This is a genomic window from Streptomyces sp. NPDC054757 (genome assembly GCF_053612185.1).
Map to the genome: position 1 here is coordinate 237,177 of NZ_JBSHBW010000002.1, position 26,930 is coordinate 264,106.

At 69.3% G+C, this 26,930-nt stretch carries 21 protein-coding genes and 2 pseudogenes; 9 read left to right on the plus strand and 14 right to left on the minus strand.

Annotated elements, in window-relative coordinates; translation table 11 throughout:
- The first annotated feature begins 1 nt into the window (after window position 1).
- On the plus strand, window positions 2–1,237 hold the full coding sequence (locus tag ACWGKJ_RS03835; RefSeq protein ID WP_385016543.1) for a styrene monooxygenase/indole monooxygenase family protein: 1,236 nt from the start codon (window positions 2–4) through the stop codon (window positions 1,235–1,237).
- Here the strand turns inward: ACWGKJ_RS03835 and ACWGKJ_RS03840 are convergent.
- The 3 genes from ACWGKJ_RS03840 to ACWGKJ_RS03850 form a co-directional block, all read right to left on the minus strand.
- Entirely contained in the window at window positions 1,224–2,534 is a 1,311-nt protein-coding gene (locus ACWGKJ_RS03840) for a C40 family peptidase (RefSeq protein ID WP_385016546.1), read from the minus strand. The two genes, ACWGKJ_RS03835 and ACWGKJ_RS03840, sit on opposite strands and share 14 nt — an antisense overlap.
- A 194-nt stretch (window positions 2,535–2,728) precedes the next feature.
- Window positions 2,729–3,043 carry a hypothetical protein gene (locus tag ACWGKJ_RS03845; protein WP_385016549.1) on the minus strand — a complete coding sequence of 105 codons (315 nt, stop codon included), beginning with the start codon at window positions 3,041–3,043 and terminating at the stop codon, window positions 2,729–2,731.
- Window positions 3,044–3,069: 26 nt separating this feature from the next.
- The gene (locus ACWGKJ_RS03850) at window positions 3,070–3,843 is read right to left on the minus strand and encodes a TetR/AcrR family transcriptional regulator (RefSeq protein ID WP_385016552.1); all 774 of its coding nucleotides are present in this window, start codon (window positions 3,841–3,843) and stop codon (window positions 3,070–3,072) included.
- 191 nt (window positions 3,844–4,034) lie between these two features.
- On the opposite strand from ACWGKJ_RS03850, the gene ACWGKJ_RS03855 reads away from it, so the two are divergent.
- A complete protein-coding gene (locus ACWGKJ_RS03855) occupies window positions 4,035–5,267 on the plus strand; it encodes a 4-hydroxybenzoate 3-monooxygenase (RefSeq protein WP_385016555.1) in 1,233 nt (410 codons plus the stop codon).
- Window positions 5,268–5,301: 34 nt separating this feature from the next.
- Here ACWGKJ_RS03855 and ACWGKJ_RS03860 read toward each other — a convergent pair whose 3' ends face one another.
- Complete coding sequence (locus tag ACWGKJ_RS03860; protein WP_385016557.1) at window positions 5,302–5,742, minus strand: ATP-binding protein; 441 nt, start codon at window positions 5,740–5,742, stop codon at window positions 5,302–5,304.
- A gap of 163 nt (window positions 5,743–5,905) precedes the next feature.
- Between ACWGKJ_RS03860 and ACWGKJ_RS03865 the strand changes: the two genes are divergently transcribed.
- From ACWGKJ_RS03865 to ACWGKJ_RS03880, 4 genes are all read left to right on the plus strand, one after another.
- Window positions 5,906–6,784, plus strand: coding sequence for a helix-turn-helix domain-containing protein (locus ACWGKJ_RS03865; protein ID WP_385016559.1), 879 nt, complete (start codon window positions 5,906–5,908; stop codon window positions 6,782–6,784).
- The gene (locus ACWGKJ_RS03870; RefSeq protein ID WP_385016562.1) at window positions 6,781–6,990 is read left to right on the plus strand and encodes a DUF397 domain-containing protein; all 210 of its coding nucleotides are present in this window, start codon (window positions 6,781–6,783) and stop codon (window positions 6,988–6,990) included. Before ACWGKJ_RS03865 ends, ACWGKJ_RS03870 begins: the two co-directional genes overlap by 4 nt.
- Before the next feature lie 127 nt (window positions 6,991–7,117).
- Complete coding sequence (locus tag ACWGKJ_RS03875; RefSeq protein ID WP_385016564.1) at window positions 7,118–7,597, plus strand: hypothetical protein; 480 nt, start codon at window positions 7,118–7,120, stop codon at window positions 7,595–7,597.
- Window positions 7,598–8,058: 461 nt separating this feature from the next.
- A complete protein-coding gene (locus tag ACWGKJ_RS03880; RefSeq protein ID WP_385016567.1) occupies window positions 8,059–8,535 on the plus strand; it encodes a GNAT family N-acetyltransferase in 477 nt (158 codons plus the stop codon).
- 246 nt (window positions 8,536–8,781) lie between these two features.
- Here ACWGKJ_RS03880 and ACWGKJ_RS03885 read toward each other — a convergent pair whose 3' ends face one another.
- Window positions 8,782–8,940 carry a hypothetical protein gene (locus tag ACWGKJ_RS03885; protein WP_385016570.1) on the minus strand — a complete coding sequence of 53 codons (159 nt, stop codon included), beginning with the start codon at window positions 8,938–8,940 and terminating at the stop codon, window positions 8,782–8,784.
- The gene (locus tag ACWGKJ_RS03890; RefSeq protein ID WP_385016573.1) at window positions 8,937–9,173 is read right to left on the minus strand and encodes a hypothetical protein; all 237 of its coding nucleotides are present in this window, start codon (window positions 9,171–9,173) and stop codon (window positions 8,937–8,939) included. The genes ACWGKJ_RS03885 and ACWGKJ_RS03890 overlap by 4 nt, the downstream gene beginning before the upstream one ends.
- A 71-nt stretch (window positions 9,174–9,244) precedes the next feature.
- Here ACWGKJ_RS03890 and ACWGKJ_RS03895 point away from each other — a divergent pair, with 71 nt between their 5' ends.
- A complete protein-coding gene (locus ACWGKJ_RS03895) occupies window positions 9,245–9,889 on the plus strand; it encodes a TetR/AcrR family transcriptional regulator (RefSeq protein WP_385016576.1) in 645 nt (214 codons plus the stop codon).
- A gap of 11 nt (window positions 9,890–9,900) precedes the next feature.
- On the opposite strand, the pseudogene ACWGKJ_RS03900 reads toward ACWGKJ_RS03895, so the two are convergent.
- Window positions 9,901–10,226, minus strand: a pseudogene (locus tag ACWGKJ_RS03900) (transposase); the annotation flags it as partial.
- A 383-nt stretch (window positions 10,227–10,609) separates the two neighbouring features.
- On the opposite strand from ACWGKJ_RS03900, the gene map reads away from it, so the two are divergent.
- Complete coding sequence (gene map, locus ACWGKJ_RS03905) at window positions 10,610–11,383, plus strand: type I methionyl aminopeptidase (RefSeq protein ID WP_385016579.1); 774 nt, start codon at window positions 10,610–10,612, stop codon at window positions 11,381–11,383.
- Between the two features lie 348 nt (window positions 11,384–11,731).
- Here the strand turns inward: map and ACWGKJ_RS03910 are convergent, their stop codons facing one another.
- The 3 genes from ACWGKJ_RS03910 to ACWGKJ_RS03920 form a co-directional block, all read right to left on the minus strand.
- On the minus strand, window positions 11,732–12,415 hold the full coding sequence (locus ACWGKJ_RS03910; RefSeq protein WP_385016581.1) for a hypothetical protein: 684 nt from the start codon (window positions 12,413–12,415) through the stop codon (window positions 11,732–11,734).
- 10 nt (window positions 12,416–12,425) lie between these two features.
- Window positions 12,426–17,309, minus strand: a complete 4,884-nt coding sequence (locus tag ACWGKJ_RS03915) for a ricin-type beta-trefoil lectin domain protein (protein ID WP_385016583.1) — start codon at window positions 17,307–17,309, stop codon at window positions 12,426–12,428.
- 407 nt (window positions 17,310–17,716) lie between these two features.
- Complete coding sequence (locus ACWGKJ_RS03920) at window positions 17,717–18,649, minus strand: AurF N-oxygenase family protein (protein ID WP_385016586.1); 933 nt, start codon at window positions 18,647–18,649, stop codon at window positions 17,717–17,719.
- 139 nt (window positions 18,650–18,788) lie between these two features.
- Here ACWGKJ_RS03920 and ACWGKJ_RS03925 point away from each other — a divergent pair, with 139 nt between their 5' ends.
- Complete coding sequence (locus tag ACWGKJ_RS03925) at window positions 18,789–19,898, plus strand: ferritin-like domain-containing protein (protein WP_385016589.1); 1,110 nt, start codon at window positions 18,789–18,791, stop codon at window positions 19,896–19,898.
- Window positions 19,899–19,928: 30 nt separating this feature from the next.
- On the opposite strand, the gene ACWGKJ_RS03930 is transcribed toward ACWGKJ_RS03925, so the two are convergent.
- The 4 genes and pseudogenes from ACWGKJ_RS03930 to ACWGKJ_RS03945 all read right to left on the minus strand — a co-directional run bounded on the left by ACWGKJ_RS03930 (window position 19,929) and on the right by ACWGKJ_RS03945 (window position 26,829).
- Entirely contained in the window at window positions 19,929–22,622 is a 2,694-nt protein-coding gene (locus ACWGKJ_RS03930; RefSeq protein ID WP_385017068.1) for a SpoIIE family protein phosphatase, read from the minus strand.
- A gap of 73 nt (window positions 22,623–22,695) precedes the next feature.
- Window positions 22,696–23,930 (minus strand): annotated as a pseudogene (locus ACWGKJ_RS03935) (amidase family protein).
- A 50-nt stretch (window positions 23,931–23,980) separates the two neighbouring features.
- Window positions 23,981–25,438: a penicillin-binding transpeptidase domain-containing protein gene (locus ACWGKJ_RS03940; RefSeq protein WP_385016591.1), complete on the minus strand. Its 1,458-nt coding sequence runs from the start codon at window positions 25,436–25,438 to the stop codon at window positions 23,981–23,983.
- Complete coding sequence (locus tag ACWGKJ_RS03945) at window positions 25,435–26,829, minus strand: FtsW/RodA/SpoVE family cell cycle protein (protein ID WP_385016594.1); 1,395 nt, start codon at window positions 26,827–26,829, stop codon at window positions 25,435–25,437. The genes ACWGKJ_RS03940 and ACWGKJ_RS03945 overlap by 4 nt, the downstream gene beginning before the upstream one ends.
- Window positions 26,830–26,930 lie beyond the last annotated feature (101 nt).

Consider the following 26,930-nt stretch of genomic DNA (forward strand, 5'->3'; position numbering starts at 1 on the left):
CATGCGGAAGATACTCATCGTCGGAGCCGGGCAGTCCGGGCTCCAGCTGGCTCTCGGCCTCCAGTCCCAGGGCTACGAGGTCACGCTCATGTCCAACCGCACATCCGATGAGATCCGTTCCGGCCGGGTCATGTCCACGCAGTGCATGTTCCACACGGCGCTCCAGCACGAGCGCGACCTCCAGCTCAACTTCTGGGAGTCGCAGGCCCCGAAGATCGAGGGCCTGGGCGTCTCGGTCGCGGCCCCGGACTCGTCCCGCGCCATCGACTGGGTCGGCAGGCTCGACGGTTACGCCCAGTCCGTCGACCAGCGCGTCAAGATGGCCGGCTGGATGGAGACCTTCGCGCAGCGCGGCGGCCAGCTGGTCATCCACGGTGCGGCCGTATCGGACCTGGACTTCTTCGCCCGGACGTACGACCTGGTGATGATCTCGGCGGGCAAGGGCGAGCTGGTCTCGATGTTCGGCCGGGACGCGGCGCGCTCGCCGTTCACGGTGCCGCAGCGCTCGCTGGCCGTCTCGTACGTACACGGCATGGGCCCACGCCCGGAGCACCCCGACTTCGACGCGGTGCGCTGCAATCTGGTCCCGGGCGTCGGTGAACTCTTCGTGATGCCCACGCTCACCCACAGCGGCCGCGCGGACATCCTCTTCCTTGAGGGCATACCCGGCGGCCCGCTGGACGCCTTCCAGGGCGTCAAGGACCCCTCCGAGCATCTGGCGCTCACCCTCGGCCTGATGGAGAAGTTCATCCCCTGGGAGTACGCACGGGCCACCGACGTCGAACTGACCGACGCGGGCGGCACGCTCTCCGGCCGTTACGCCCCCACGGTCCGCAACCCGGTGGGACGGCTGCCCGGCGGCGGCCTGGTCCTCGGCGTCGCCGACGTGGTCGTGGCCAACGACCCGATCACCGGACAGGGCTCCAACTCGGCGTCCAAATGCGCCGCCAGCTACCTCGGCTCCATCGTCGAGCGGGGCGACCAGCCCTTCGACGAGACCTGGATGCAGCAGACCTTCGACCGCTACTGGGACACCGCCCAGCACGTCACCAAGTGGACCAACGCGATGCTGGGTGTCCCGCCGGAGCACGTACTGAACCTCATCGGGGCCGCGGGGCAGCTCCAGCCGGTTGCCGACCGCTTCGCCAACGGCTTCGACGACCCGGCCGACTTCGAGAACTTCTTCTTCGAGCCGGAGAAGACGGAGGCCTATCTGGCTTCGGTCACCGCCGGCTGACGGAGCCTCCCGGACGCCCCGTGCCGACGACCGGTCGGGCGTCCGGGCGGACCGCGCCGATGACCGGGTTGGACGCCATGGGCGAGACCCTGACCTTGGCGCCGGGGCGGGGGGCCTGGACGACCTTGCCGCCGCCGATGTACAGCGCGACATGGGTGGCCCCCGGGAAGTAGACGATCAGGTCGCCCGGGCGCAGCGACCGCAGGGAGACCTTCCGCAGCCGGCGCCACTGCTCCTGGCTGGTCCGGGGAATCGTGCGCCCGGCGTGCGCCCAGGCTCGCCAGGTCAGCCCCGAGCAGTCGAAGGACCGGGGGCCCTCGGCGCCCCAGAGGTACGGCTTGCCGACCTGGGCGAGCCCGAACGCCACGGCCTTGGCACCGCGCGCGGAAGCCGACGCCTGCGGTCCGCTCAGCGCACCCGAGCTGTCCAGCGCGTCCTGGGCCGCGGTGGTGTCGGCGTCGTCCTGGGCCCTGACGTCGGACGCCTCGCCGGGGGAGAGCCCGGCGAGCAGCGCCTCCGCCTCACGCAGCCGGGCCTGGGCCGTCCGGTACTGCTTCTTCTGCTTGGCGACGAGCGCCTGCTTCTTCTGCAGCGCGGCGCGTGACGCGGTGTCGAGCTTCCCGGCGTGCTGCTCGGCCTTCCTGAGCCGTTCCGCCCTGGCCAGTACGTCGGCCGACGCCCGCTTGATCTGGTGCCCGGCGTCCAGTGCCTGCTGGGGGTCGCCGCTGAGCATCAGGACCAGATAGGGGGACAGCTCCGACTGCTGCTGGTACTGCTCACGGGCCAGCCGCCCGGCGGCGTCCCGGCTCCGGGCCAGCTCCATCCGCGCCTTCACCAGACCGGCGCCGACACTCTTCGCCTTGGTCTCCTGCCGCTTGAGCGCCTCGGTGGTGGCGCGGTAGGTCTGCCCGGCCTGCTCGGACTGCCGGTAGAGGGTCCGCAGCCGGGCGAGCGTGGCCTCGGCCGGGGTACGGGGGGTGGCGGGCGCGGCACCGGGGCCGGGCAGACCGGGGCCGGGCCGGGCGGAGGCGCTCGGTGTGGTGCCGGCCGGTGCGGGGCGGGCCGGTGCGGGTTTCGCGGGTGCGTGTTTCGCCGGACCGGAGTGGGCCGCTCCCGGGGACGCGGTGGGGCCGGGACGGGCGTGGGCGGTGCTGCCTGCGTGGGCGGGCGAGGCTGCCGGGCCCGGTTCCGGTACGGGCCTGCCGGGGGCGGCCGGAACGGCCAGCGCGGGGGTCGCCCCGACGACCACCGTGGCCAGCGCCGTAGAACAGACGAACCGCAGCAATCTGCCTGACACCACATCACCTCTGCTTCCGGGGCGGGCCGTCCGCCCCGCGCCGAGCATGGGGCGGAGCGGGCGTTGTCACCTCCGGGGTGGGCGGAACGGCGCAATCCCGTCACCCGTACAGGGCGGAACCCTTGTGACGCAGGGTGCCTGAGGAGGCGTCAGCCTTCTCGTCCGGATCGATGCCGGGCCTCGCGCCCGCGGCCCTACGTCTCCGGCTTCGCGTCCGGTTGCACGTCGGATTGCACGTCGGGCTGCACGTCCGGTTTCGACCAGGGCCACTTCAGCGTGCGGGGCCGCCCGTCCGGTGCGTACACGTACTTCCAGCCGCGCTGGATGCCCAGCCGCCTGGTATGGCCGGCCGGGGTGCGGACATAGACCAGTACGGTCGGCGGCCCGCCCCCGGCGTCCGGTACGGGAACCTCGTACACCTTGGGCGGCTGACCGGTGGGGCCGAGCAGGACGGGCAGGATCCGCCCGTCCAGGGGACCGCCTTCGAACAGGGTCTCTTCGCTCTTCACCGGGCCAGTCTGACCCAGCCGCCCCGTCAGACGCCCGCCCGGGGCGCCCGGCCGGCGGCCTCCACGTCCGGACCGCCGCCGAGCAGCCGCGCCGCCTCGTCCACCACCGGCACCAGCCGCCGGGCCAGGACTCCGACGGCTCCGTCCGGCCGCTCACCGGCCAGTGCGGTTCCGATGGCCGCAGCGGTCTGCGGGTCCGTCCCTGCTGTCGCCGCGAGGAGCGCGACGAGATGGTCGATCAGCCAGTCGCGCAACTCGCCGACCGGCGGCTGCTTCTCCTCGTCCAGCCAGATCAGCGAGGCCGCCTCGACAGCGGCGATCCAGGTCCGCACCATCATCCGCAGTCGGGGCCCCGGCTGACCGACCCCGAGGTGGACCAGGATCTGCTCGGCAGCGGCCCGCCGTACCTCGTCCACGATCGCCCCGGTACGGGAGGTCTCGGCGACGCTGCCGCCCTGGAGCAGTGCGGAGAACCCGGCGTCGTGCTCGTCGACGAAGGCGAGATAGCGGTCGAGCACCCGGGCCAGTCGTACGGTGAGCGGTCCGGTCTGCGGCTCGGCGAAGCAGAGTTCGAGCTGGTCGGCCGCCGAGCGCAGCGCCTTCTCGTACAACTGCTGCTTTCCGCCGGGGAAGTAGCGGTAGACCAGCGGCCGGGAGACCCCGGCCGCCTCAGCGACGTCGTCGAGCGAGACCTCGTCGGGCGCCCGGTGCGCGAAGAGCGTCAGGGCCGCGTCGAGGAGCTGGACACGGCGCTCCTCGACGCTGAGACGGCGGTACGCGGGGATCGCTGCGGGGGTCATGACCGCAGCGTAATCCCGGTGTTCAGGGCGGGGCACGTTCCGGGCAGCCCCCGGGGACGGCCGCCGCCCCGCCACCGCCATACTGCGGGTGATCGTTTCAGCGGTTCCGGCCCGTGCCACCTCTGCCCTCGTCCTCCCCCGTGCCCCCACCGGACTCGCCCCCGCTCCGCATCCGAAGGGATCCCCCCGACGTGTCCTCGGCTCTTCCCGTCCTCACACACACCTCCGTCGTCGTCATCGGCGCAGGCCCGGCCGGCCTCGTCGTGGCGAACCGGCTGCACGACAGCGGCGTCGACTGCGTACTCCTGGAGGCGGAGAGCAGAGAGTTCATCGAGCGCCGGCCGCGCGCCGGGTTCATGGAGGAGTGGGCGGTACGGGCGCTCGCCGCGCACGGCCTCGCGGAGCGGGTCCTCGTACGGGCCGAGACCCAGGGCGAGTTCGAGTTCCGCTTCGACGGCGAGCGGCACACCGTACCGACCGCGGAACTGTCCGGGCGGCGCCATTTCGTCTACCCCCAGCCGGAGTTGGTCACCGACCTGCTGGCCGCGTACGCCGACAAGGCCGCCGGGGAGGCCCGCTTCGGTGTCCGTGACGTACGCCTTGACGGCATCGGCGGCGACCGCCCGGTCGTCTCGTACACCGATCCGCTGACCGGCTCCCGGCACCGCGTCGTCTGCGACCACGTCGCGGGCTGCGACGGTGCGCGCGGGGTCTCACGGGCGGCGATACCCGAGGACCGTGTCACGGTCAGCCGCCGCGACGACGGGGTGGCCTGGCTGGCGCTGCTCGCCCAGGCTCCGCCATCGGCGGGCGGGGTGGTCTTCGGGATCCACGAGCGCGGCTTCGGCGCCCATATGGCCCGCAGCCCCGAGGTCACCCGCTACTACCTCCAGGTCCCGCCCGGCGACGGCCCGGACAACTGGCCGCACGAGCGTGTCTGGCACGAACTGCGCACCCGGCTCGCGGCGGACGGGGCCGCGCCGCTCACCGAGGGGCCGATCGTCGAGAAGGTGGTCCTGGGCATGCACAACTACGTGGTGGAGCCGATGTCCCACGGCCGGCTCCATCTCGCGGGCGACGCGGCACACCTGGTCGCACCGATCGCGGCGAAGGGCATGAACCTCGCGATCCACGACGCCCTGCTCCTCGCGGACGCGCTGATCGCGGCTGCTCCGGGGCGTGAACGCGGAGCGGGGAGCGGGGACGGCGGTACCGCCCTCGCGGGGTACTCGGACGCGGCGCTGGAACGCGTCTGGCAGTACCAGGAGTTCTCGCAGTGGTTCTCGGACGTCCTGCACGGGGCGTCCTCCGGCGACCGCTTCCGCGCGGGCACGGCCCGCGCCCGCTTGCGAAGGCTCCTGGCATCGGGGCTCGACGCCAGGGCGTTCGCCGGGCTGTACATGGGGGAGGAGAGCGGAAGGTGACCCGGGCGCGGGCGACCGCGACCCGGGGCGGCCGTCACCGTACGAGGTCGATCTCCGCCCACACCACCTTCCGGGGTACGGGTCCCAGGGCCACGCCCCAACGATCGGCCAGCGCTTCGACGATCAGCAGACCACGCCCGGCTTCGGCGTCGTCCGGGGGCGGGGCGGTGCTGCCGGGCCGGGCGGGCGGAAGCCGGTCGCCCCGGGTGTCGGTCAGCTCGATCCGCAGCAGCGTGTCGCCGTGCACGGCGAGACTCAACCGGAAGTCCCGGCCCCGTACCCGCCCGTGGACGGCGGCGTTGGCGGCCAGTTCGGCGACGATGTGCGCGGCTGTGTCCGACGGCAGCCCCCAGGCCCCGAGATGGGCGACGGCCAGCAGCCGGGCAAGTCTGGCGCCGCGGCGGGTGGGGGAGAGCAGCACGGTGAACTGCCGGGCAGGAGCGGAATGTTCGGTTCGAGTGATTTCTTGGGTCACGTCACTCAGAGTGGCCGCAGCCGCCTACCGTGAACAGCGACATGGCGCCTACGTACGGTGACTGTCCCGAGCTTGTCCAGTGCTGTCCCGGCTGTCCGGGGTGACGTGCGGGGGACGAACAGGGTTGAGCCAGAACGGCACTGAGGTCGGAAGCGGGGCACGGATGAGCGTGGACGAGGCTGGTACGGAGCGTGGGGACGGCGGAGCGGACGAGCCCGGCTGGGACGTCGATCCGGATGACGAGTCCGGCACGGCGGTGGTCGCCGCGGTGGGCCGCCAGCTCAAGGCGTGGCGGGAGTCGGCGGGGCTGCGGGCGAGCGAGTTCGGGGGCGCGATCGGGTATGGGGAGGATCTGGTCTACAAGGTGGAGGGCGGTCGGCGCATCCCGCGCCCGGAATTCCTGGACCGGGCGGACGAGGTGCTGGGCGCGGGCGGGAAGATCGCCGCGATGAAGAAGGACGTCGGTGACGTCCGGTATCCGAAGAAGATCGGGGATCTGGCGCGGATGGAGGCGAAGGCGGTCGAACTGGAGGCCTACCACCATCACAACATCAACGGCCTGTTGCAGACCGAGGAACACATGCGGGCCCTGTTCGCATCATGGCTGCCCACCTACACGCTGGACGAGATGGACCGCGTGGTGGCGGCTCGGCTGGCTCGACGGGCCATCTTCGACCGGGACCCCCTCCCGTCCCTGAGTTTCATTCAGGAGGAGGTGACGCTTCGTCGTCCGGTCGGAGGCACAATGGTTCAGCGCCGACAACTCGAACGCCTACTGGAAGTAGGGGAGTTGCGCAATGTGACGATTCAGGTGATGCCGACACACCGCGAGGAACATCCCGGCACAGGCGGCTTGATCGAGGTCCTCAAGTTCCCGGACGGCAGCGCTGTGGGCCGCTCGGAGGGCGCTTTCAGCGGCCGTCCGGTCTCCGATCCGAAGCAGCTCAGGATCCTTGAGTTGCGCTATGGGATGATCCGGGCCCAGGCTCTCACACCACGGGAGTCGCTGGCCTTCATCGAGCAACTTCTGGGGAAGACATGATCCACAGGCCCTCTGCCGGGGACACCGCCGAGCTGAACTGGTTCAAGAGCAGCCACAGCAGTAGTGGCGATGGCAACGACTGCGTCGAGGTCGCGTCCGTACCCGGCGCGGTCCATGTCCGCGACTCCAAGAAGGCGCCGGGCCCGGATCTCGGCTTCGGTCCCGGTGCGTGGGCGGAGTTCGTGGCGTACGCGTCCACGAACTGACCGAGCTGTGTGGAGCAGGGCTGATGTCCTCGCCTGACGACGGGCGAGGGCATCAGCGTGTCCGGGCGGCCCGGGTCCCGCAAGGGGAAAGCCGGAATGTCAGAGGCGGCCAGTAGCCTCTGGTTCCATGGGAGTTCAGATAGACGCAGTGGTGGAATACCCGGTCAACGACGAGGTGGAGAGGGTGCTCGGTCTGGCCGAGGCGGCCGACGAGCCCATCACTGTCACGTTCGTCTGGGAGGGGCGGGGGGTCGAAGAGGCGGAACGCGCCGTCCTGGTGCCCGCGGCCACTCTGGCCCTCTGGGAGCACTGGGCCCCCGCTGCCTGCCCGACGAGCGACGCCAGGGCCAGGAACCAGGCCGAAGAGGACAAGCCGGAGCTGGCCCACCCGGAGGAGTTCGGCCCGTACACACTCTTCCGTCGTCGCGTGGGAGGGCGCACGGCGGTAGCGCGCGGAGGCGTGGTGGTCGCCGAACTGCTCGCCCCCGACGAGGCGCACTGGCTCCAGGAGCAGGCCCGCGACGTCCGCCAGGGCTTCATGGATCCGAAGCAGAGGGCGGCGTTCGAGGAGTTCCTCGCCCGCCAGCCACCCGTCCATGAGCAGTGACGCATGAGGCCCTCGCTGTCCCCACCGAACCTGAGTAGCCGTACTCAGGCGTGCGGCAGTCGCCCGCGTCAGCATGACGGGCATGCTGACGTGGGGCGTGGACATGGGTGCGGCGGTTCTGCTCTCGGCCCTGGACGTGGCCGCACTTGTGGCTTTCTGGTTCGCCGAGAGCCTGAAACAGTGGGCCGCCCAGGGGCAGGCCGTTCCCGGCGCGGTGATCCGGTTTTTCCTGGTAGGGAGTGTGGGGTCGGCTTTCTTGGCAGCAGTCGGCTACGGCTTCTTCTGTGCCGGTCTGCCAGTGGCTTGTGTGTCCCAGGCCCTCTTGTCCGGCTTCCTCGCCCTGCTGCTGATCCTGAGCGCAGGGAGGACGTGCCGTAGGCGAGTGGCGACCTGGCGGACCCGGCGTCGTCTGCGCCGAGAACGCCGTCGTTGGCACGAGTCGCCCCCCCCCGGAGGCCCTGATGCGCGTAACGCTGAGAGAAGTACGAGACGGTGACCTGCCCGTCTTCTACGCTCAGATGAACGATCCCGAGGGGATCCGGATGGCGGCGTTCACTGCCGAGGACCCATCGGACCGTGCGCATTTCGCCGCCCACTGGGCGCGGATCCGCCGTGATCCAGAGTGCATCCTGCGCACAGTCGTGGGCGAGAACGGGGAAAACGTCGGCCACGCCGGCGTGTTCGGGCCACCCGAGGAGCGTGAAGTCACCTACTGGATCGGTCGGGAGTACTGGGGCCGGGGAGCGGCCACCGCCGTGCTGCGAGAACTGCTCGGCACCGTACCGTCCCGCCCGCTGTACGCCCGTGCGGCTGCGGACAACGGCGGCTCTGTAAGAGTCTTGCAGAAGTGCGGATTCGTGGTGACCCGCCACGAGCGAGGTTTCGCGAACGCACGCGGCGAGGAGATCGCAGAGGTGATCCTCACCTCGTCCGACTGACAGGCACCCGTTCAGGCCCCGGCGCCGCGCGCCCCGGCCAGGCACAGGACCTGGTGGAACTCACGTGGGTCTCAGCGCGGGTCGGCCAACTCCTGCCGCACGGCCAGGGCTTCGTCGGAGGCGCGAGCAAAGCCGAACTCGGTCATGGCTTCTTTCTCTCCTGGGCGGGTCTGGGCGGAACATCGCGCGAACGACCGCCCACACGAGGAACAGTCAGCAGTGGTGGATCGGTTCGGTGCCATCGGCTCAGTCGAGGCGGTCCTTTCTACGCCCAGCCTTCCGCCAGAGCACCGTCATCCCGAGCGTCAGGATGCCCAGGGCCGCGACCACGATGGCGACCTTGATCGCGCGGTCCAGCAATAGGTGGCGAAGGAGGTCGGACGACTCCGCTGCAAGGGTGGTCATCGCCCACCACCCTGTCGCCGCGACCAGGACGCACCGCTCCGCCTGTCCTCGAACCGTCGTGCGGCGGCACGCAGTCCGGCCCTCGCCACGGGGTCCGCATAGCGACGCACTTTGTCGAGCCTGCCCCTGTGCTTGAGGGTCAGGGCAATGGCGAAGACCAGCAGCGCCAGCACCACGAGACCGCCCACGATCAGGCCGAACCTGATGAGCATGAAATTGAGATACGTCTCCACGAAGAATCCTCCACCCGTTCTATCACGCCTGTGATACTTCTTTTGTAGCACACGCGTGATAGAACGTATGCATGCCCAAGCACGTTGACCCGGACGCTCGCCGCCGCCTCGTCGTCGACGCGTTGTTTCGAGTCGTCGTCCGTGATGGCCTGCAGCGCACCTCACTGCGAGCCGTGGCCGACGAGGCCCAGCTCAACATCGGCTCCCTGCGCCACTACTTCGCCAGCCAGCAGGACCTGATGCGGTTCGCGATGCAGTCGATGCTCGACCGGGTCGGCGGTCGACTGCTCGAACACATGGAGGACATCGGCGATCTGGGCAGCCACCCCCGCCCGGAACAGCTCCGGCTCGCAGCCGGCCTCCTGGCCGAACTTCTGCCTCTCGACGAACGCCGCCGCGCCGAGGTCACCGTCTTCCTGGACTTCAACACGACCGCCCGCACCAACCCGGCCTTCAGCGACCTGTCCCGCCAGGCCGCCGAAGGCGCGAGACGTCTGGTGCGCCGCGTGCTCACCCGGCTCAACGCATCAGGCACCCTGCGCCCCGGCCTCGACGTCGACATCGAGACCGAGCGGTTGACCGCGCTCCTGGACGGACTCGGCCTCAACGCCGTCCTGCACCCCCAGATCCTGAACCCGCGGACATGTGTTGATGTGCTGCTCACGCACCTGGGCGATCTGTCACTGCCTTTCGAGCCTCCGAGTCCGGCTCGGTGATTGGAGGTGAGTCAGGCGGCGTGAGTCTCGGGGCGTTCGCCGAGGTAGCCGCGTTCGAAACGGGCGCCGGCCCGGACCAGAGCGACGAGGTGGGGTGCGTTCACGGCCCGCCGGCGTCCCTGGGTGGACTCGATGAGTTTGAAGACCACGGCGAGGGCGGCGGCCCGGCTGCCAGCCCCTTTGGTGACCTTGGTCCGTAGCCGGACGGTGGCGAAGGTCGACTCGATGGGGTTCGTGGTCCGCAGGGGGTCCAGTGCTCGGCGGGGGAGTGAAAGAACGTCAGCACTTCGTCCTCGTCGTCCGTGATCCACTTGGCGGCCTTGGGGTATTGCGCCCCATCCTTCGGGAAGGTGCGTCGTTCGCGTGCCGGCCCGAGGCTGATCCACAGGTCTTGAGCATTGCTCCGCCCGCACTCAGCAATCTCTTCTGCCGGCGGGCCAGTTGTTACAGCCTCCCGGCTCGCTCACCCTCCTGAAGAGCGAACGCACCTGTTCGCTCGCTGGCCTTGCCCCTGCTGAGGCCGAGTCCCTTTCAGCGGAGGCGTTCATGGCTCCGGTACAAGGTTGTTGTGGGCCGTCGGGCGTTCTCGCCAGGCCCCATATGGGAGGCCGGCCGCGTGCGGCCTCTGAGGGAGGGGGCGGCAGTCCGGCCATCGGCCCGACTCCAGTACCGGTATAGTTTGACCGGTATAGTTGTTGGTTCCATGAGGGAAAGTGGCACATGATCGAGATCCTGAACCCCGCCCTGCTGACCCGGGCAGAAGACACAGGCGCCCTGGTCGCAGAGATCCTGCAGACGCTGAAGAGCCGGAGCGCGGTCGGCACGAACCTCCTGGACATCGACCGGTGGACCAAGACCATGATCGCCGAGGCGGGAGCGTTGTCCTGTTACGTCGACTACGCGCCGTCCTTCGGGCGCGGACCCTTCGGCCACTACATCTGCACCTCCGTCAATGATGCCGTGCTCCACGGGCGGCCCTACGACTACACGCTCGCCGACGGTGATCTGCTCTCGCTCGACCTTGCCGTCTCCAAGCGCGGAGTTGCCGCTGACTCTGCCATCAGCTTCGTCGTGGGCAAGGCCCAGCCTGCGGAGAGCATCGCGATGATCGGGACAACCGAAAGCGCACTGGCCGCGGGGATCGCCGCCGCCAAGCCCGGGGCCCGTATTGGCGACATCTCACACGCCATCGGTACCGTTCTCAGCCAGGCCGGATACGAGATCAACACCGAATTCGGAGGGCACGGCATCGGGTCGACGATGCACCAGGACCCGCACGTCGCGAACACCGGACGGCCCGGCCGTGGATACAAGCTGCGCCCCGGGCTGCTGCTGGCGCTGGAGCCGTGGGTCATGGCGGACAACGCCACACTCGTCACCGACGCCGACGGGTGGACACTCCGAAGCGCGACGGGCTGCCGGACGGCGCACAGTGAGCACACGATCGCCATCACCGAGGACGGAGCCAGAATCCTCACCTTGCCGAAGCCGTGATGGTGGGCGGCGTTCACCGCCACTTCGGCAGCCTGTGCGAAGTGGTCCGCGGCATTCTCGCCTTTGTGTTGGGTTCCGCCCCTCGCCGGCGCGGATGGCAACTCGATCGCCAAACGGTTGAAGAACTACGGGTACTTCACCAGCCACCGACTCGTAGTCGACACCGGCACCCTTGGGGTGTCGTGGTCGGCTGACTGCCAACTGATCGCGAAAATTTCAATGGGTGCCTGGCCGGAGCCGTACTCGAAAACAGCGGTGCTTCCTCCTTGAGCGGGTGTGGCGGACTTATTTCGACGCCCGCCACACCCGGAGTTCCCTGACGGGCTTCCGCCCCTTTACCTGCCGAGATCACTGCTGGTTCAAGGCGGCTCTCAGGTAAGCGATCAGATCACCGGTCGGTACTTCAACCCAGGTGGACCCGGGAACCCCCGCACGAGAAACCACCTCGTAACGTTCCCGGTCCCACTCATGTACTAGGACCTGACGGCTCGTTCCGTCCATTGGATCAACTCGCAGGCGGACAGCGCCATGTGTGATCGATGGGAAGGCATTCTGCAGTTCCTCATCCGCGTGGAGGCGGCGCAGAAGGTTCCACTGCCTTTGGTGAAAGCTCGACGACAGGAGATCGGACCACTGTAAAGAGGTTGGCTCGCCAGTTTCGATCGCCCTAGCGAATTCACCGAGGTCCATGAAGTCGAATCTCGCTTCCAGCTCGTCGAGCGGCATGTCTTCCCGCCATGCGGCAACCGCCTCCACGAGCAGCTCAAGATCGTCTGTTGAGCCGATATCCCAACTGAACCCCGGAGTGCCCCAAGTGGCCCCGGGAACCAGGAGGCGCACTCGGAACAGACGCTGCTCGGCCTCGGAGCAAACTGACACGAACCCCCTGGAGGTTTCGATGCTGATCGGGTCGGTATCCCAAGACAAAACCCCGAGGTCGTATCCGCGCAGCTTTGCTGCTTCTCTTATAGCTGACCCCAGTCCGCCCGAAGCGGTAATGTCCGGGTGCGGGTCTTTCGAGTGGGGATTCATAGTCCATTCCTCAGCAGTGGCAGTATCCGATGATTGATCCTTTCACTGGCGATAGATCCCCCTTCAGGATGGATAGGTCCGGCATATCTGTCAGGGGGTCCAGTCGCATGGCTCCGTCCGGACCCGACGGTGAGTAGAACTTGACCGAATCCCAGGGTCGTTGTCCATTGGTAAGAGCCCGAGCGATCATGGACATCTCGTAGTCCGTAGCAGGTCCAGCTGAGCCAGCCCTTAGGCCGCGCTGGGCAGCTTCCATAAATCCTCCAAGCTTGTTCAGCCCTGTCATGTTCACGTGTAGCGTCACGCTTGGGTCGGCGATGGCCATTTCTGCGATCCGGGCGAAGTCCTTTGGGGAAACGGAAGAGAAGGTGACGAATTTGTTCTCCCCGGCCCACTTGTCGAGCTTGCCGTTATTTTGCCACCCCAAAGCCACTTTGCAGTTGTGGACGAGGATGGGAGTGGTCCCCGCCAGTACGTAGAAGGTGTGCAGGTCGTCGACCGTGAGGTCGTACACCACGCGCGGAGTCAGGCCCGAGCGGTCGTGGAGGGCGGCCACCGCGTGGACGGAGCCGTCCGCCGTGCGCAGATGGTCACCGACGCGCAGGTCGGAGACCAGCGTCCAACCCCGTTTCGCCACGTAGAACTTGTGGCCGGCGGTGCTGGTGAGATTCCCTCCATCGGCAACGGTTATGTCCACCAATCGCTGGGTGTCGTGCTTGAAGGTGTCAGTCACTTGCCGGGGCTGCAACTGGCTGGAGGACGGATCCGTGGCCTTGACGATGTCTCCCACCCTCACTTGGCTGATAGGCCGGTGTGAACCGTCTGCCATCAGCACCTGGGTTGTGGCAGGGAAGCTGTTCGCCTTGCAGGCGGTGTACAGGTCTTCGTAGGCCTTGAGGGTGTTGTCGAGTTTGGCGAGAGTCGCTGGGTCCAAGTTAAGGGCCTTGAGGGCCTTGAACGCGTCGCGGATCCCGACACCCGTCTTCATAGCGGCATCCAGAGCGCGGACCCCGTCGAAGACCTTCTCGAACGCCGTACTGGGGATGAAGTTGCTCAGCGCCCAGGCGCAGCCACTGACGCTGCCGTGCCAACAGTCGACGAAGTCCTGAACCAGGGCCGCCTTGATGACCTGGTAGGTGAGGCTCTGCTGGATGAGTTCGAGCTTGGAGAAGTATCGCGTGACGTCCTTCTTCAAACCGTGGATGCGCTTACTCTCGATGAGCAGCGTGTCCTGCGACCGACAGCCACCGGCGCTGGCTGTCGTGTCAGGATTGGTACAGAGGAAGAAGTCGACCATCGCGCTGAAGGTGACCGTGAACGTGGTGGTGCAGCCTTCGAAGCCGATCGTGATCTCGCAGGGGTCGTGCTGTTTGGCATCGGTGATCTCGATGCTGTCCTCGTCGACGACGTACCACGTGCCGCCGACTCCAGTACCCGCACCTGTCGAGACCTGCTTGTTCGCGGCGTTGCGTTCCGCTTTCTCGGCCGCTTCCTGGGCGTCCTTGGCGTACTTGGCGGCGTCCTTCGCGGCCTGTTCGGCTTCGGTCGCTGCGGTGTCGGCGCGGTCGGCTGCTGCGCGTGCGTCCTTGGCGTCCTGTTCCGCGAGTGCTGCTGCGGTGCGGGCGGCCTCCGCGTCGAGTGCTGCCTGGTCGGCCGAGTCGCGGGCGTCTTTGGCGTAGCCCTCGGCGCGGCCTGCTGCCTTGTCGGCGGCGGTTGCGTCGATGGTGGCCTGGTTGTCGTAGGCGACGGTTCGGGCCAGTGACGCGGTGGCCTTGGATGCCGCGGTGGCTGCGTCGGCTGCGTAGCCGAGGGCTTCCTTGGCGTAGGTGCGGGCGTCGGCTGCGTATCCGGCGGCGTTGGCGGCGGACTGGTAGGCGGCCTTGGTGTCAGCCCCTGCCTGGTCGGCGAGGGCCTTGGCGGCGGCTGCTTCCTCCAGGGCGTTCTTGGCGTGGGCGTCGGCGACGGCCTTCTGCTGTTCGGCGATCGTCTTGGACGCCTGCCCGGTCAGCACGACCAGGCCGGCGGCCGAGTCGGTGGTGACGTAGGGGGAGCCCAGCTGGATGGCGTCGTTGGCGGGCTTGGCGACCTGTGCGGCTGCGTTGCCCGCGTCCTGGGCTGCCTGGGCGGTGACGTGGGCGAAGCCCGCGGCCTTCGCGGAGGCGGCGAGGGCCTTGGCTGCTTCCTTGTTCGCCGTGTCCGCTTGGGTCTTGGCGGTCTTGGCCTGTGCTTCGGCTTCGTCGGCCAGCTTGACGGCTGTCCTGGCCTCGGACGCGGCGTGCCTGGATGCCTCGATCGCGTCGGCCGCGGCGCTGGTGGCGGTCTTCACCGCGGCATCGGCCTTCAGCTTTGCCGCCTGTGCTCCGTCGGCGTCGGAGCGGGCGCGCTTGGCGGCTGCTTCGGCGCGGGTGGCCGCGGCGTCCGCGTCGGCGGCTGCCTCGGTTGCGGCGTCGGCCTCGGAGCGGGCTTTCCCGGCTGCTGTCTCGGCGTCGTCGGCGTGCTTGTCGGCTTCATTGGCAGCGGTACGGGCGGCGTCCGCCGCGTCGCCCGCGTCGAGGGAGTCGGCGTAGGCGCCCTTGGCGTCGGCCTTGGCGCGGGCGGCGTTCGCCTTCTCCTCGGCGTCCCACGCATCGTCCCGCTTGGCCTTCGCGGCATTGCTCGCCTTGACCGCGGCGTCCCGCTTCTCGCTCGCGGTGGCCTCGGAGGCTTCGGCCTTGTCCTTGGCGCCCTTCGCCTTGGTGGCCTCACCCTCCGCGTTCTTCTTGTGCTGTGCGGCCTCGGCCTGCTTCGCGGCGGCGGTCTCCTTCTCCGCCTTGGCCGTCTTCTCCTCGGCCTCGGCGGCGAGCCGCTTCGCATGCGCCTGGGCGGCCGCCGTCTTGGCGTCGCTCTCGGCCTTCAGGGATGCGGCGAGCTTGGCCTCGGCCTCCTCCTTGTCCTTCTTCGCGTTGTCCCGGTGCACCTTGGCCGCATCCGCTGCGGCCTTCGCCTGCAACTCCGCACTGTGCGCGGCTTCCTTACGGAACTCCGTCTTCACCTGCGCGGCCTGCGCCAGCGCCCGCTGCGCGATGGTCTCGCTGTCCCCACCGGAGGCGCGGGTCGCGGCCTCGGCGGTCTCGCCGGCCTTCACCATCGCTGTCAGCGCGGCTGATGCCCCCTGGGTGACCTGTGCCTTCTGCTGACCGACCAGCAGACCGCGGCCCCGGGGCGCGCCGTTCTTGTCTGCTACGGCGTACGCGGCGGTCTCGGCGGTGTCCGAGTCGGTCGCGGCCTTCTTCGCCGCAGTGGCCTGGGTCTTCAGGGAGGCGAGCTGCTTCTTCGCGGCTGCCTGGGCGTCGGTGACGCCCTTCTTCGCCTGGTCGAACTGCGCCTTCGCGAGAACCTCACCGTCGTGCCCGGACGGCTTGATGTCGAACTGCTGCGCAGCGGTGTTGTTGCACGTGTACAGCTGCGCGTTGAGACCCTTGTCGAAGGTGTGCAGGTCCAGGCACTTGCCGGTGCCCACGTTCTTCAGACTCGTGGTGGCCCGGAGGTTGTACTCCCAGGTCTGCGCCGGGTTGCTGTGGCAGCCCCAGATCTGGATCTTCGTGCCGTTGACCGCGGCGTTCCCGTTCACGTCAAGGCACTTCATGGAATTCACGTTCCGCAGGTGAGAACCGTTGCCGTCGACGTAGACCTGCCACGCCTGCGCCGCGGAACCATTGCACGTGTACACCTGGACCGGAGTGCCATCGGTCTTCGCTGCGCTCTGTACGTCCAGACACTTGCCGTTCGCCGCGTGCACCTCGATCACGGCCGGCGCGTCACCGATCCACCCGGCACCGCCCGCCGACCAGAAGTCCTGCCAGCGGGCAAGATGGTCGGCGATCCACGACTGGCCCAGCAGCTCGCCGAGCGCCTTGGCCCCGGAAGCGAGAGCCTGCGTGGCCGTGGTGTTCGCGTCCAGGATCTGGTTGCGCTGCACCTGCTGGGAGGCGATCTCCTGCTGCCACTCCGTGGCTGCGGTAGCCGATATACCGCCGAGTACCTGGTCCGGGTCGATCGGGTCACGCCACGCACATCCGGCGAAACGGGACTTCAGGTCCTCGACCGCGATCCGGTACTCCGCCGTGCCCGGCTGCGGAGCCGTGTGCGGGAAACCGCCGGACGAAAGGAAGATACGGGCGTTGTCCGCGCCCGCGTTCTCCCCAGGCCCCCCGTGCAGCCAGTCGAATGCATCGTGTTCGGCGACCGCACGGTTCCACTCGTCACCCGACAGGCCCGTCGGGTCAGGGTCCTTGCCGTAGAGAGGTGTGCCCACCGCGTCCAAGGCCTTCAGCGTCTTCGCATCAGCCTCGGGGGTGGCGTCCTCGTAGAAGTCGTCCTCGTTTTTCCAGAAGCGGTCGGCGACCCACTGGCCCAGACCCGTCTGGGAGTAGAAGTCTTCTCTCTCATCTCCTGGATACCCCGGAGGCCAGCGGAAGTCAGTGTCGGTGAAGCTGTCCGGGGGAGTCAGTCCGGTGAGCGGCTTCTGCCACGCGGCCCGGCGGGCATCAAGGGCATGCAGTTCCTTGAGCGCCGCATCCCGGTCCGCCGTGTAGGCGGCGTCGAGCGGACTCTTCTGCCAGTACTCCCGGTCAGCCAGTACATGGAGCTGCTCGGGGGTCTGGTTGAGGCCCCCTTGCGCGGTCCTGGCCATCGACGTACCGCCCAGCCGCAGCACATCTCCCATCAGGCACTGGTCCTGCCGCAGTTGTTCGGCCGCGGTATCGGTGAACCAGTCGTACGAATTACTCGCCGACTCGGTACTCCGTCCGAGATCAAGCAGTTCGGGCCGTACGGTCAGCCCGCCGAGAACGGCCAGGGCGGCCACGGACGTGACAACGGGGGTCAGGATCCCGGATCTTCGAAATCCGGGCATACGGAACCACGGTCTGGGGCGCAACGGAGTATCCCTTCTCAAGGTGAAGGGCACGCCGAAGGAGAACAGAACGGACCGCCGGAAAGGAACGAGCCGTCAGGTGCTGTGCGGCACCCCCCGGCATGCCAGTCCGGTCGACGCCGCCGGCGGGGTGCGGTCAAGATCCTCACCGTGGCGCGGCACGCACCATAGGCACAGGCCAACGGGGTGTTACAAGAGACGACTGTGGCGTTGACTTGAACACAACGGCGACGATCCGGGCCTGTGTGAGCGGGTAACTCCCGTGCGTGTTGCGCGGATTACCTGTGAGGAATATGTGAAGAGTGTGTGAGGTGAATGCCTGGCTCAGGGGTGGAATTGGCTGAAAAGCGATCCCGTCCTCGCAACGCCCCCCGGGTGGCCCCGCCCTACCCCGCCAGCAGCCCCGAACTCACCCACAACCTCCGCCCCGCCCCCCGCAGTACCCCGATGTCGTCCAGGAAGTCAGTCAGGCGCCTGGCGCCGTTCTGCATGACCTCCGCGCGGTGGCCGCTGGCCTTCACCTGGGCGACGGCCTCGCGGCGGTCCAGGCCGGTGTTCGTGTACACCTGCGGGTTGATGAAGCAGGTGGAGAAGACCCGCGCCGCCTCACCGCAGCTCAGCCGGGTGAGGTGCTGTTCCCAGCGGGGTGCGGTCACCATCTGGCGGCGCAACTCCTCGCGGGCGTAACGGACATGGCGCGCTTCCTCGACCACATGGATGCGGGTCACGCCGCGCACCAGGGTCTGGACGCGCTCGTCCGGGAAGGTCAGCCGCTGCATGTAGTCGAGAATCTCCTCGCCCAGCAGGGTCGCCGCGAAGGAGCCCGGGGTGGTCGAGGCGGTCTTCAGGATCCGGGCCAGGTTGTGGTAGATCCGCGGGACCGGGTACGCCGGGGCCCCGCCCTTCTCGATCATCCTGGCGAACATCATCGAGTGCCGGCACTCGTCGGCTATCTCGGTGAGGGCGTACCGCACATGCTTGCTGGTCACCGACTTGTCGTAGATGTGCCGTACGAGCAGCTGCATCAGGATGATCTCGAACCAGATGCCGAGTGAGGCGAGCGACGCCGCCTCGTGCCGGGCCAGGTCCATCCGCTGGTCCTCGGACATTCTCCGCCAGAGCGGGGTGTCGTAGAGCGAGACCAGCTCGGGCGGCCAGAACCACTTGCCGTCCTCGGGCGGTGCCACCCAGTCCAGTTCCCTGTCCGGGTCGAACGAGTGCCTGGCGGACGATTCGAGGAGCCGCGCGGCCACTTGTTCGCGGTCCCTGAGCAGGCCGAGGGCGTCACGGAGCACTTCGTGTTCGGTCGCTGACGTCATCTCTGGGGCACCTCGCGCTTGGGGTTACCGGTGGTCACCCCTTATGAGACTGCTTGTCAGTAAGCTGCGTCAATCCCTCGTGCGTGACTTGTGCGCGACTTGTTGACCCGGCGTCTACCAACGTGTGAGCCTGCCAGGTATGTCGACGCATGAGCTCTACACCAAGGGACCGTCCGAGCCCAACTGGCAGATACCGGCGTCGGGTTCGGCCCGGTTCAGCTGGGAGTACGACGAAGGGCGCGACCGTCTTCTCGCCCTGTACCAGAAGGGCAAGGACAAGCAGTGGGACGGTGCGAAGCGCATCGACTGGTCGCTCGAAGTGGACCCGTACGATCCGCTCGGTACGCCCGACGAGGCGATGACCCTCTACGGCACACCCCACTGGGCGAAGATGACCGACCGCGACCGGGGCGAGCTGCGCAAGCACTACACGTCCTGGCAGTTCAGCCAGTTCCTCCACGGTGAGCAGGGCGCGATGGTGTGCGCCGCCCGGATCGTGGAGTCGGCCCCGGACATGGACGCCAAGTTCTACTCGGCCACCCAGACGATGGACGAGGCCCGGCACGCCGAGATATACGGCCGTTTCCTGCACGAGAAGATCGGGATGCTCTACCCGATCAACGACAACCTCCAGGCCCTGCTCGGCGACACCCTGCGCGACTCCCGCTGGGACATGCCCTATCTGGGGATGCAGGTCCTCATCGAGGGCCTGGCGCTCGCCGCGTTCGGCATGATCCGCGACACCACCGACAAGCCGCTGCCCAAGCAGATACTCGCGTACGTCATGCAGGACGAGGCCCGCCATGTGGCCTTCGGGCGGATGGCGCTGCGCGACTACTACAAGCAGCTCACCGACGCGGAACTGCGGGAGCGCGAGGAGTTCGTCATCGAGGGCTGCTATCTGATGCGCGACCGGCTGCGCGGCGTGGAGGTCCTGGAGAACTTCGGCATCGCGCGCAAGGAGGCCGAACAGCTCTCGGAGCAGTCCGAATTCCTCACGCTCTTCCGGCAGTTGCTCTTCAGCCGGATCGTCCCCTGCGTCAAGGACATCGGCCTGTGGGGCAAGCGGCTGCAGCAGGCGTATGTGGACATGGGCGTCTTCGAGATGGGCAACTCGAATCTGGACCTGCTGATGTCCCAGGACGAGGAGATCGCGGAGCAGCTCGACCGGGAGCGGTTCGCGCAGGAGGAGCAGGAGCGGGTCTCCGAGGTGGAGTCGGCGATAGCTGAAGGCGCCTCACACGCGTGAAGCGCGTTCCTTCCGTGGCCACCCGCCCGCTTACGGGCCCGGACCCTCCATGCCGTCCATGCCCTCCAGGTCATCCAGATCGTCCAGGTCGTCCAGATCAAGAGTCCACTGCTTCGGGGGCGGCCCGGTGAGCAGCTGCTCGGCCCAGATGATCTTCCCCTGTGGCGGATACCTGGTACCCCAGCGCTCCGCGAACTGCGCGACGAGATAGAGCCCGCGCCCGCCCTCGTCCATCGCCGCCGCCCGTTTCAGATGCGGGGATGTGCTGCTGCTGTCCGCCACCTCACAGGTCAGGGTCGCGCTGTGGAGCAGCCGCACCCGGATCGGCGCGGTGCCGTAACGGACCGCGTTGGTGAGCAGCTCGCTCAGGATGAGTTCGGTGTTGAACGCGATCTCGTCCAGGCCCCATTCGCCGAGTCTGCGGGCGGCCTGGGACCGTACGGTGGCCACGGCCGCCGGATCGGCGTCCAGCTCCCAGTCCGCGACGGACGAAGGTTCGAGCAGCCGGGTCCTGGCCACCAGGAGGGCCACATCGTCCTCCCGGTGCGAGGGCGACAGCGCATCGAACACGCTCCGGCACATCTCCTGCGGGTCCGTGTCCCGGCCGGCCTGTTCCGCCAGGGTGGTGCGCAGCAGCTCCAGGCCCGCATCGATGTCCCGGCCGCGCTCCTCCACCAGGCCGTCGGTGTAGAGCACCAGGCTGGTGCCGGCGGCGAGTTCGAGCACCACCGTCTCGAAGGGCAGGCTGGCGGTGCCCAGGGGCGGCCCCGCGGGCACGTCGGGGAACCGGACCGTCCCGCCGGGATCGACGAGCGCCGGGCCGAGGTGCCCGGCGCTGGCCACCGTGCAGCGGCCGGAAACGGATTCGTAGATCGCGTACATGCAGGTGGCGCCGGACACGGTGGTGCCGTTGCCCAGCGAGCTGTTGCCCTCGTCCATGGTGAGGACCAGATCGTTGAGGTGGCCCAGGATCTCGTCGGGGGAGAGGTCCAGCGACGAGAAGTTGTGGACAGCCGTACGGAGCCGGCCCATGGTCACCGCCGCGTGCAGACCGTGGCCCACGACATCGCCGATGACCAGCGCGACCCGGGCGCCGGGCAGCGGGATGACGTCGTACCAGTCCCCGCCCACCCCGGCACGGGCGGGGACATAGCGGTGCGCCACGTCCAGGGCCCGGTTCTGCGGCAGCTCGTGGGGGAGCAGGCTCTGCTGGAGGGTGACCGCCGTGGTGTGCTCCCGGGTGAACCGGCGGGCGTTGTCGACGCTCAGCGCGGCCCGCAGGGCCAGCTCCTCGGCGAAGGACAGATCGTCCGCCTCGTACGGGTCGCGCTCCAGGGCGCGCCAGAAGGCCACAAGCCCCAGCACGACCCCCCGTGCCGTCAGCGGCATCCGGATCAGCGACCCGAACCCCTCCTCCACGGCCCGCAGCCCGCCGGCCGGGTCCTGGGCCCGCCAGTCGTACGTACCGGAGAGATCAGCCTCAAGGGTCGGCTCGCCCGCGGCCAGGTACTGCGCCAGCGGGGTGCCCGGCTCGACGTCGATCCGGGTGCCGGGCGGGTCCAGCGCCGCGCTGCCCCGGACGCCCCGCACGGCGGCCCGCCGCATCGAGGTGAAGGCGCCGCCCGGCTCCCCGCCGGACAGCACGGGCTCCGTCAGATCCACCGTGACGAAGTCGGCGAACCGGGGTACGGCCACCTCCGCCAGCTCCTCGGCGGTCCGTACGGCATCCAGCGAGGTCCCCACCCGCCCGCTGGCGTCGTACAGCAACTGCAGCCGTTCCCGCGCCACTTCGGCGCGTCCGGTCAGGGCGCGCAGCTCGGTGGTGTCCCGCAGGGTCACCACTCTGCTGCCGAGTCCGGCCCGGGTCGGGGTGAGCCGCAGGTTGACCGCGAGGAGCCGGTCCCCGCTGAGGTGCACGACGTCGGTCACCGGCTCCCCCTGGCTCAGCAGCCGCTCGGTGGCCGGGGCGAGGCCGAGGTCCGCGACCCGGCCCAGTTCGGCATCGGGGGGCAGGGCGAGCAGCCGGCGCGCCTCGTCGTTGGCCAGCAGGACCTGGCCGTCGCTGCCGACGATGAGCACACCCTCGCGCACCGCGTGCAGAACGGCGTCGTTGTGCTCGTACATCCGGGTCATCTCGGCAGGTCCCAGGCCGTGGGTCTGGCGGCCGAGGCGGCGGCTGACCAGGGCCGCCCCGGCGGTGGCCAGGGCGAGCGCGGCGGCGGCGGTGCCGAGCAGGAGCGGCAGTCTCCTGCTGACGAGATCCGAGACGTTGCTGATCTCGATCCCGGCCGCGACCAGGCCGACCACCCGGCCGTGCGCGTCGGTCACGGGGGCCAGGGCTCGCACGGCGTCGGACGGCTCCCCGCTGAAGATCTCGGTGAAGGAGTGTCCCGCGAGCGCCTTGCTCAGATCGCCCATGGACCGCTTGCCGATCAGTGAGCGCTGTGGGTCCGTGATGCGGATGCCACGGGTGTCCGTCACGGTGATGAAGTCGACGTCGGCCCCCTTGCGCGCGGCCTCCGCCAGCGGCTGCAGGACGGCCGTCGGATCGCGGGAGCGCAGCGCCTGTGGCAGGCCGGGCCCGTGGGCGAACGCCTCGGCTGCGGCCAGTGAGCGGCTCCGGGCCGCGTTCTCGCTGTCGGACCTGGACTGCACCACCAGCACGGCCGCCGCCGCGATGACCAGCAGGACGATCAGCACCACCTGCATGGCGAACACCTGCATGGCGAGACTCCGGCGCAGCCCCCAGCGGGACGGGTGCGGCACGGGGCTCCGGCGGTGTGCGGTCACTCTCGTTTCATAGCATTGTTCCTTTACCGGGGCGAAGCGGACCAGCCGCCGCCGTCCATGACCGCCCCGGCCCCGGAACCCCCTCGGCGGCCCGCGCCATCTCCACCAGGGACGCGTCCTGCCCGTGCGCGGCGACGAGCTGGAGCCCCACCGGGCACCCGTCCGGGTCGAACCCGGCGGGGATACTCGCCGCCGGATGGCCGCTGAGGTTGAAAGCCCAGGTCAGCGAGGTCGAGTACTGCTCGCCCGGCCCTTCGTGGCCATGCGGCCGGTTCGGGGTCACCGGTGTCAGCAGCAACGGCGTACGGGCGAAGAGCGACGCCAGCCGGTGGTCGTTCTCCGCGCGGACCGCTCCCGCCAGGTCCGGCTGCCCGCCGCGCACCGCCAGCCAGGCGTCGCAGGGGTCGAGCAGGTCGTACGAGGTGGCGACGAGGCGTACGAGACCGGCTGCCACCAGCCGCTCCACCGCCCGCCGGGCGACCCGTTCCACCTCGTCGTCCACGACGGCGAAGCCCAGGTCGGGCGACCAGACGGCGGGCAGCGGGAACTCCGGCGGGGACGGTTCGTACCGGCCCGTCACCGCCCGCAGATACGCCGCGGCCCCGGCGGCGTCGGCGGCCAGCACACCGGCCGACGCCAGTCCGGTCGGGTCGGGCGACGGCAGCAGCCCGGCCGTCGTCCGGAGGCCCAGCACCCCGCACCACGCGGCCGGTATCCGTACCGACCCCGCGCCGTCGCTTCCGGTGGCCAGCGGGACCATCCCGGTGGCCACCGCCACCGCCGAACCGGCCGACGAGCCGCCGGGGTGCGGTCCGGGCGCCAGGGATTGAGGGTGCGGCCGTGTGCGCCGAGACCCCAGGTCTGCCAGTGGGTCCCGGGGCCCGGTACCGCCGTGGAGCCGACCGGCACGGCGCCCGCGGCCCGCAGCCGCCCGGCCGCGTATCCGCGGATACCGGAGGGACCCTTCACCGCGAACGGCACCCCGGACAGCGGAAGCCCGCCGGCCGTGGAGCGGCCCGGGGGGTCCGCTGACCGGTGTTGGCTGCCCGTGGACCTGTCCGGGATGTCTGCGGACCGGTCCCGCACGTGGCCGCCCGGCGCACTGTCCGGCGCTCCGCCCGGCGCTCCGTCCGGCCAGACCTCGGTGAAGGCGCTCAGTGCCGGGTCGAGCCGGCCGATCCGTCCGAGCGCCTCCGCCACCGCCGCATTGCCGGGTACCCCACTCCGCCCCGTCACCCTCATGCCCTCACTCCGTCCCGGTGTCCCGCCGGCAGTGCTGCAACGCCGCCCCGTCAGTGCTGCAACGCCGCCCGCATGACCGCCCGTGCGATCGGAGCCGCGAAGCCGCCGCCCGTGATGTCGGCGCGGTGGGCCGACGCGTCCTCGACGACCACGGCCACCGCGACCGCGGGCCGGCTCGCGCCGTCCGCCTTCGCCCAGGAGATGAACCAGGCGTACGGCGTACCGGCGTTGCCCACTCCGTTCTGCGCGGTACCGGTCTTGCCGCCCACCGTCGCGCCCGGGATCGCCGCGTTGGACCCGGTGCCCTGCGTCACGACATCGACCATCATCTGCTGGAGCTGGACCGCCGTCGACGCGTCCATCGCCCGGCGGTACGACTTCGGGCCGGTGCGGCTGACGACCCGGCCGCCCCTGGCCCGGGTCTCGTCCACCAGATGCGGGTACATCAGCTCACCGCCGTTCGCCACGGCGGCCGAGACCATCGCCATCTGCAGCGGTGTCGCCGAGGTGTTGAACTGCCCGATGGACGAGAGCGCCAGCTGGTCCTCGCTCATATCGGTGTCGAAGTTGCTCCTCGCCACCCCGGACGGAATCCTCAGCCCGGCGTCGTTGAAGCCGAACTTCCCGACCGCCTTGTCCATCCCGTCCAGCCCGACCTTGACGCCCAGGTTGGCCATCACGGTGTTGCACGAGACCTCGATGGCGTACGCGAGTGAGGCGTCGCCGCATCCGCTCGCCTCGTTCGGCAGGACCGTCGTGGTGTGGGGCAGGGTGTACGGGTCGGGGGTGTCGGTGTCCGCGTTCACGTCGGTGACCGCACCCGAGTCGAGGGCGGCCGCGGCCGTCACGATCTTGAAGGTCGAACCGGGCGGATACGTCTGCCGGATGGCCCGGTTGAGCATCGGCTGGGTCGAGGAGGCGTTCAGCCGCGACCAGGCACCCGTGACCGAAGGGCCGGTCCCCGACAGGACCCCGGGATCGTACGAAGGGCTGCTGACCAGCGCCAGGATCTTCCCGGTCGAGGGCTCGACGGCGGCGACCGCGCCGCGCCTGCGGCCGAGACCGTTGTACGCGGCCTCCTGCACCGGGGCCTTGATGGTGGTGGCCACACTGCCGCCCGGCTGCTGGGCGCGGGTCAGCTCGTTCCACAGCGGGAAGGGGGTGAGCATCGGGTCGGTGCCGGAGAGGATGCCGTCCTCGGCGTTCTCGATCAGGGTGGTGCCATAGGTCTGCGAGGCGTAACCGGTGACCGGCGCGTACAGCGGACCCTCGCGGTACGTGCGCTCGTACCGCAGCTGTTCGCCGGTGTCCTTCGACCCGGTGACACTGTGCCCGCCGACCAGGATGTTGCCGCGCGGCTGGTGGTAACGGGTGATGGTCAGGCGGCGGTTGGCCTGGTTCTTGTCCAGTGAGTCCGCCTGGAACACCTGGATCCGCGCGGCGTTGGCCAGCAGGGCGACCAGGAGCAGCAGACAGCAGGCGGCGGCGCGCCGGATGTAGCGGATCACGGTTCGTCCTCCACGATCGGCGCGATGATGCCGGTCTCCGGGAACCCGGCCCTCACCAGACCGGGGTCGGGTCTGCGTGCGGAGTCGCTGATCCGGATGAGCAGCGCCACGATCACCCAGTTGGTGACGAGCGAAGAGCCGCCCTGGGCGAGGAAGGGCATCGCCATACCGGTCAGTGGGATCAGCCCCATCACCCCGCCCGCGATCACGAACACCTGGATCGCCAGGATGGAGGAGAGGCCGATCGCGAGCAGCCGCCCGAAGGAGTCGCGGAGCGCCAGTCCGGCGCGGTAGCCGCGCGCCACCACCAGGGTGTACAGCAGGAAGACCGCGGAGAGTCCGGCGAGCCCCAGCTCCTCGCCCGCCGTCGCCAGGATGAAGTCGGACTTCACGGCGAAGCCGATGAGGATCGAGTGGCCGAGCCCGAGGCCCGTCCCGAGGACACCGCCCGCGGCGAAGGAGAAGAGCGACTGGGCGAGCTGGTTGGCGCCCCGGCCCGCGTCGATGGAGGCGAAGGGGTGCAGCCAGTCCTCGACCCGGCCGCGGATATGGGGTTCGAGGCTGCCGACGACAAACGCCCCGAAGGCGGCCATCACCATGCCGATGGCGATCCAGCTGAGCCGCCCCGTCGCCACGTACAGCATGATCACGAAGAGTCCGAAGAAGAGCAGCGAGGTCCCGAGGTCGCGCTCCAGGACGAGGACGCCCACGCTGATCAGCCAGATCGCCAGCACCGGCGCCAGCACCCGCATGGTGGGCAGTTGGAGCCGCCAGATCCTGCGGCCGGTGTAGGAGAGCGCGTTGCGGTTGGCGGCGAGGTACGAGGCGAAGAAGACCGCGAGCAGGATCTTGGCGAACTCCCCCGGCTGGATGGAGAAACCGCCCACCCGGATCCAGATCTTCGCGCCGTTCACCGCGGGGAAGAAGATCGGGATGATCATCAGGACCAGGGCGGCGGCGACCGAGAGATAGGTGTACTGCTGGAGGATCCGGTGGTCGCGCAGGAAGAGCACGAAGCAGATGAAGAGGGCCACCGCGAGCGTGGACCAGATCAGCTGGGTGGGGGCCGCGCTGTCGCCCGGGGTCTCCAGGTCGAGGCGGTAGATCAGGACGAGCCCGATGCCGTTGAGCAGTACGGCGATCGGCAGCAGCAGCGGGTCCGCGTACGGGGCGCGGAAGCGGACGGCGAGATGGGCGAGGAGAGCCAGCAGACCGAGCCCCGCACCGTAGTTCAGGGTGTCCGCCGGTACGGCGTCGTGCTTCGCGAGTCCGACGTTCATGTAACCGTAGACGGAGATCAGTACGGCGCCGATGAGCAGCACCAGCTCGACGCCCCGACGCTTCGGCAGACGTAGTTCGGGCGGGGGAGCGTCCGCCGTCGTTGCGGTCATGCCAGGAAACGTAGCAAGACGGGTGACGCTATGTCCGTCAATGTCACAGTGCGCCGATGGGGAGCCGGTGGAGCGCGGGGGCGGCGGGAGTCACCGGATCA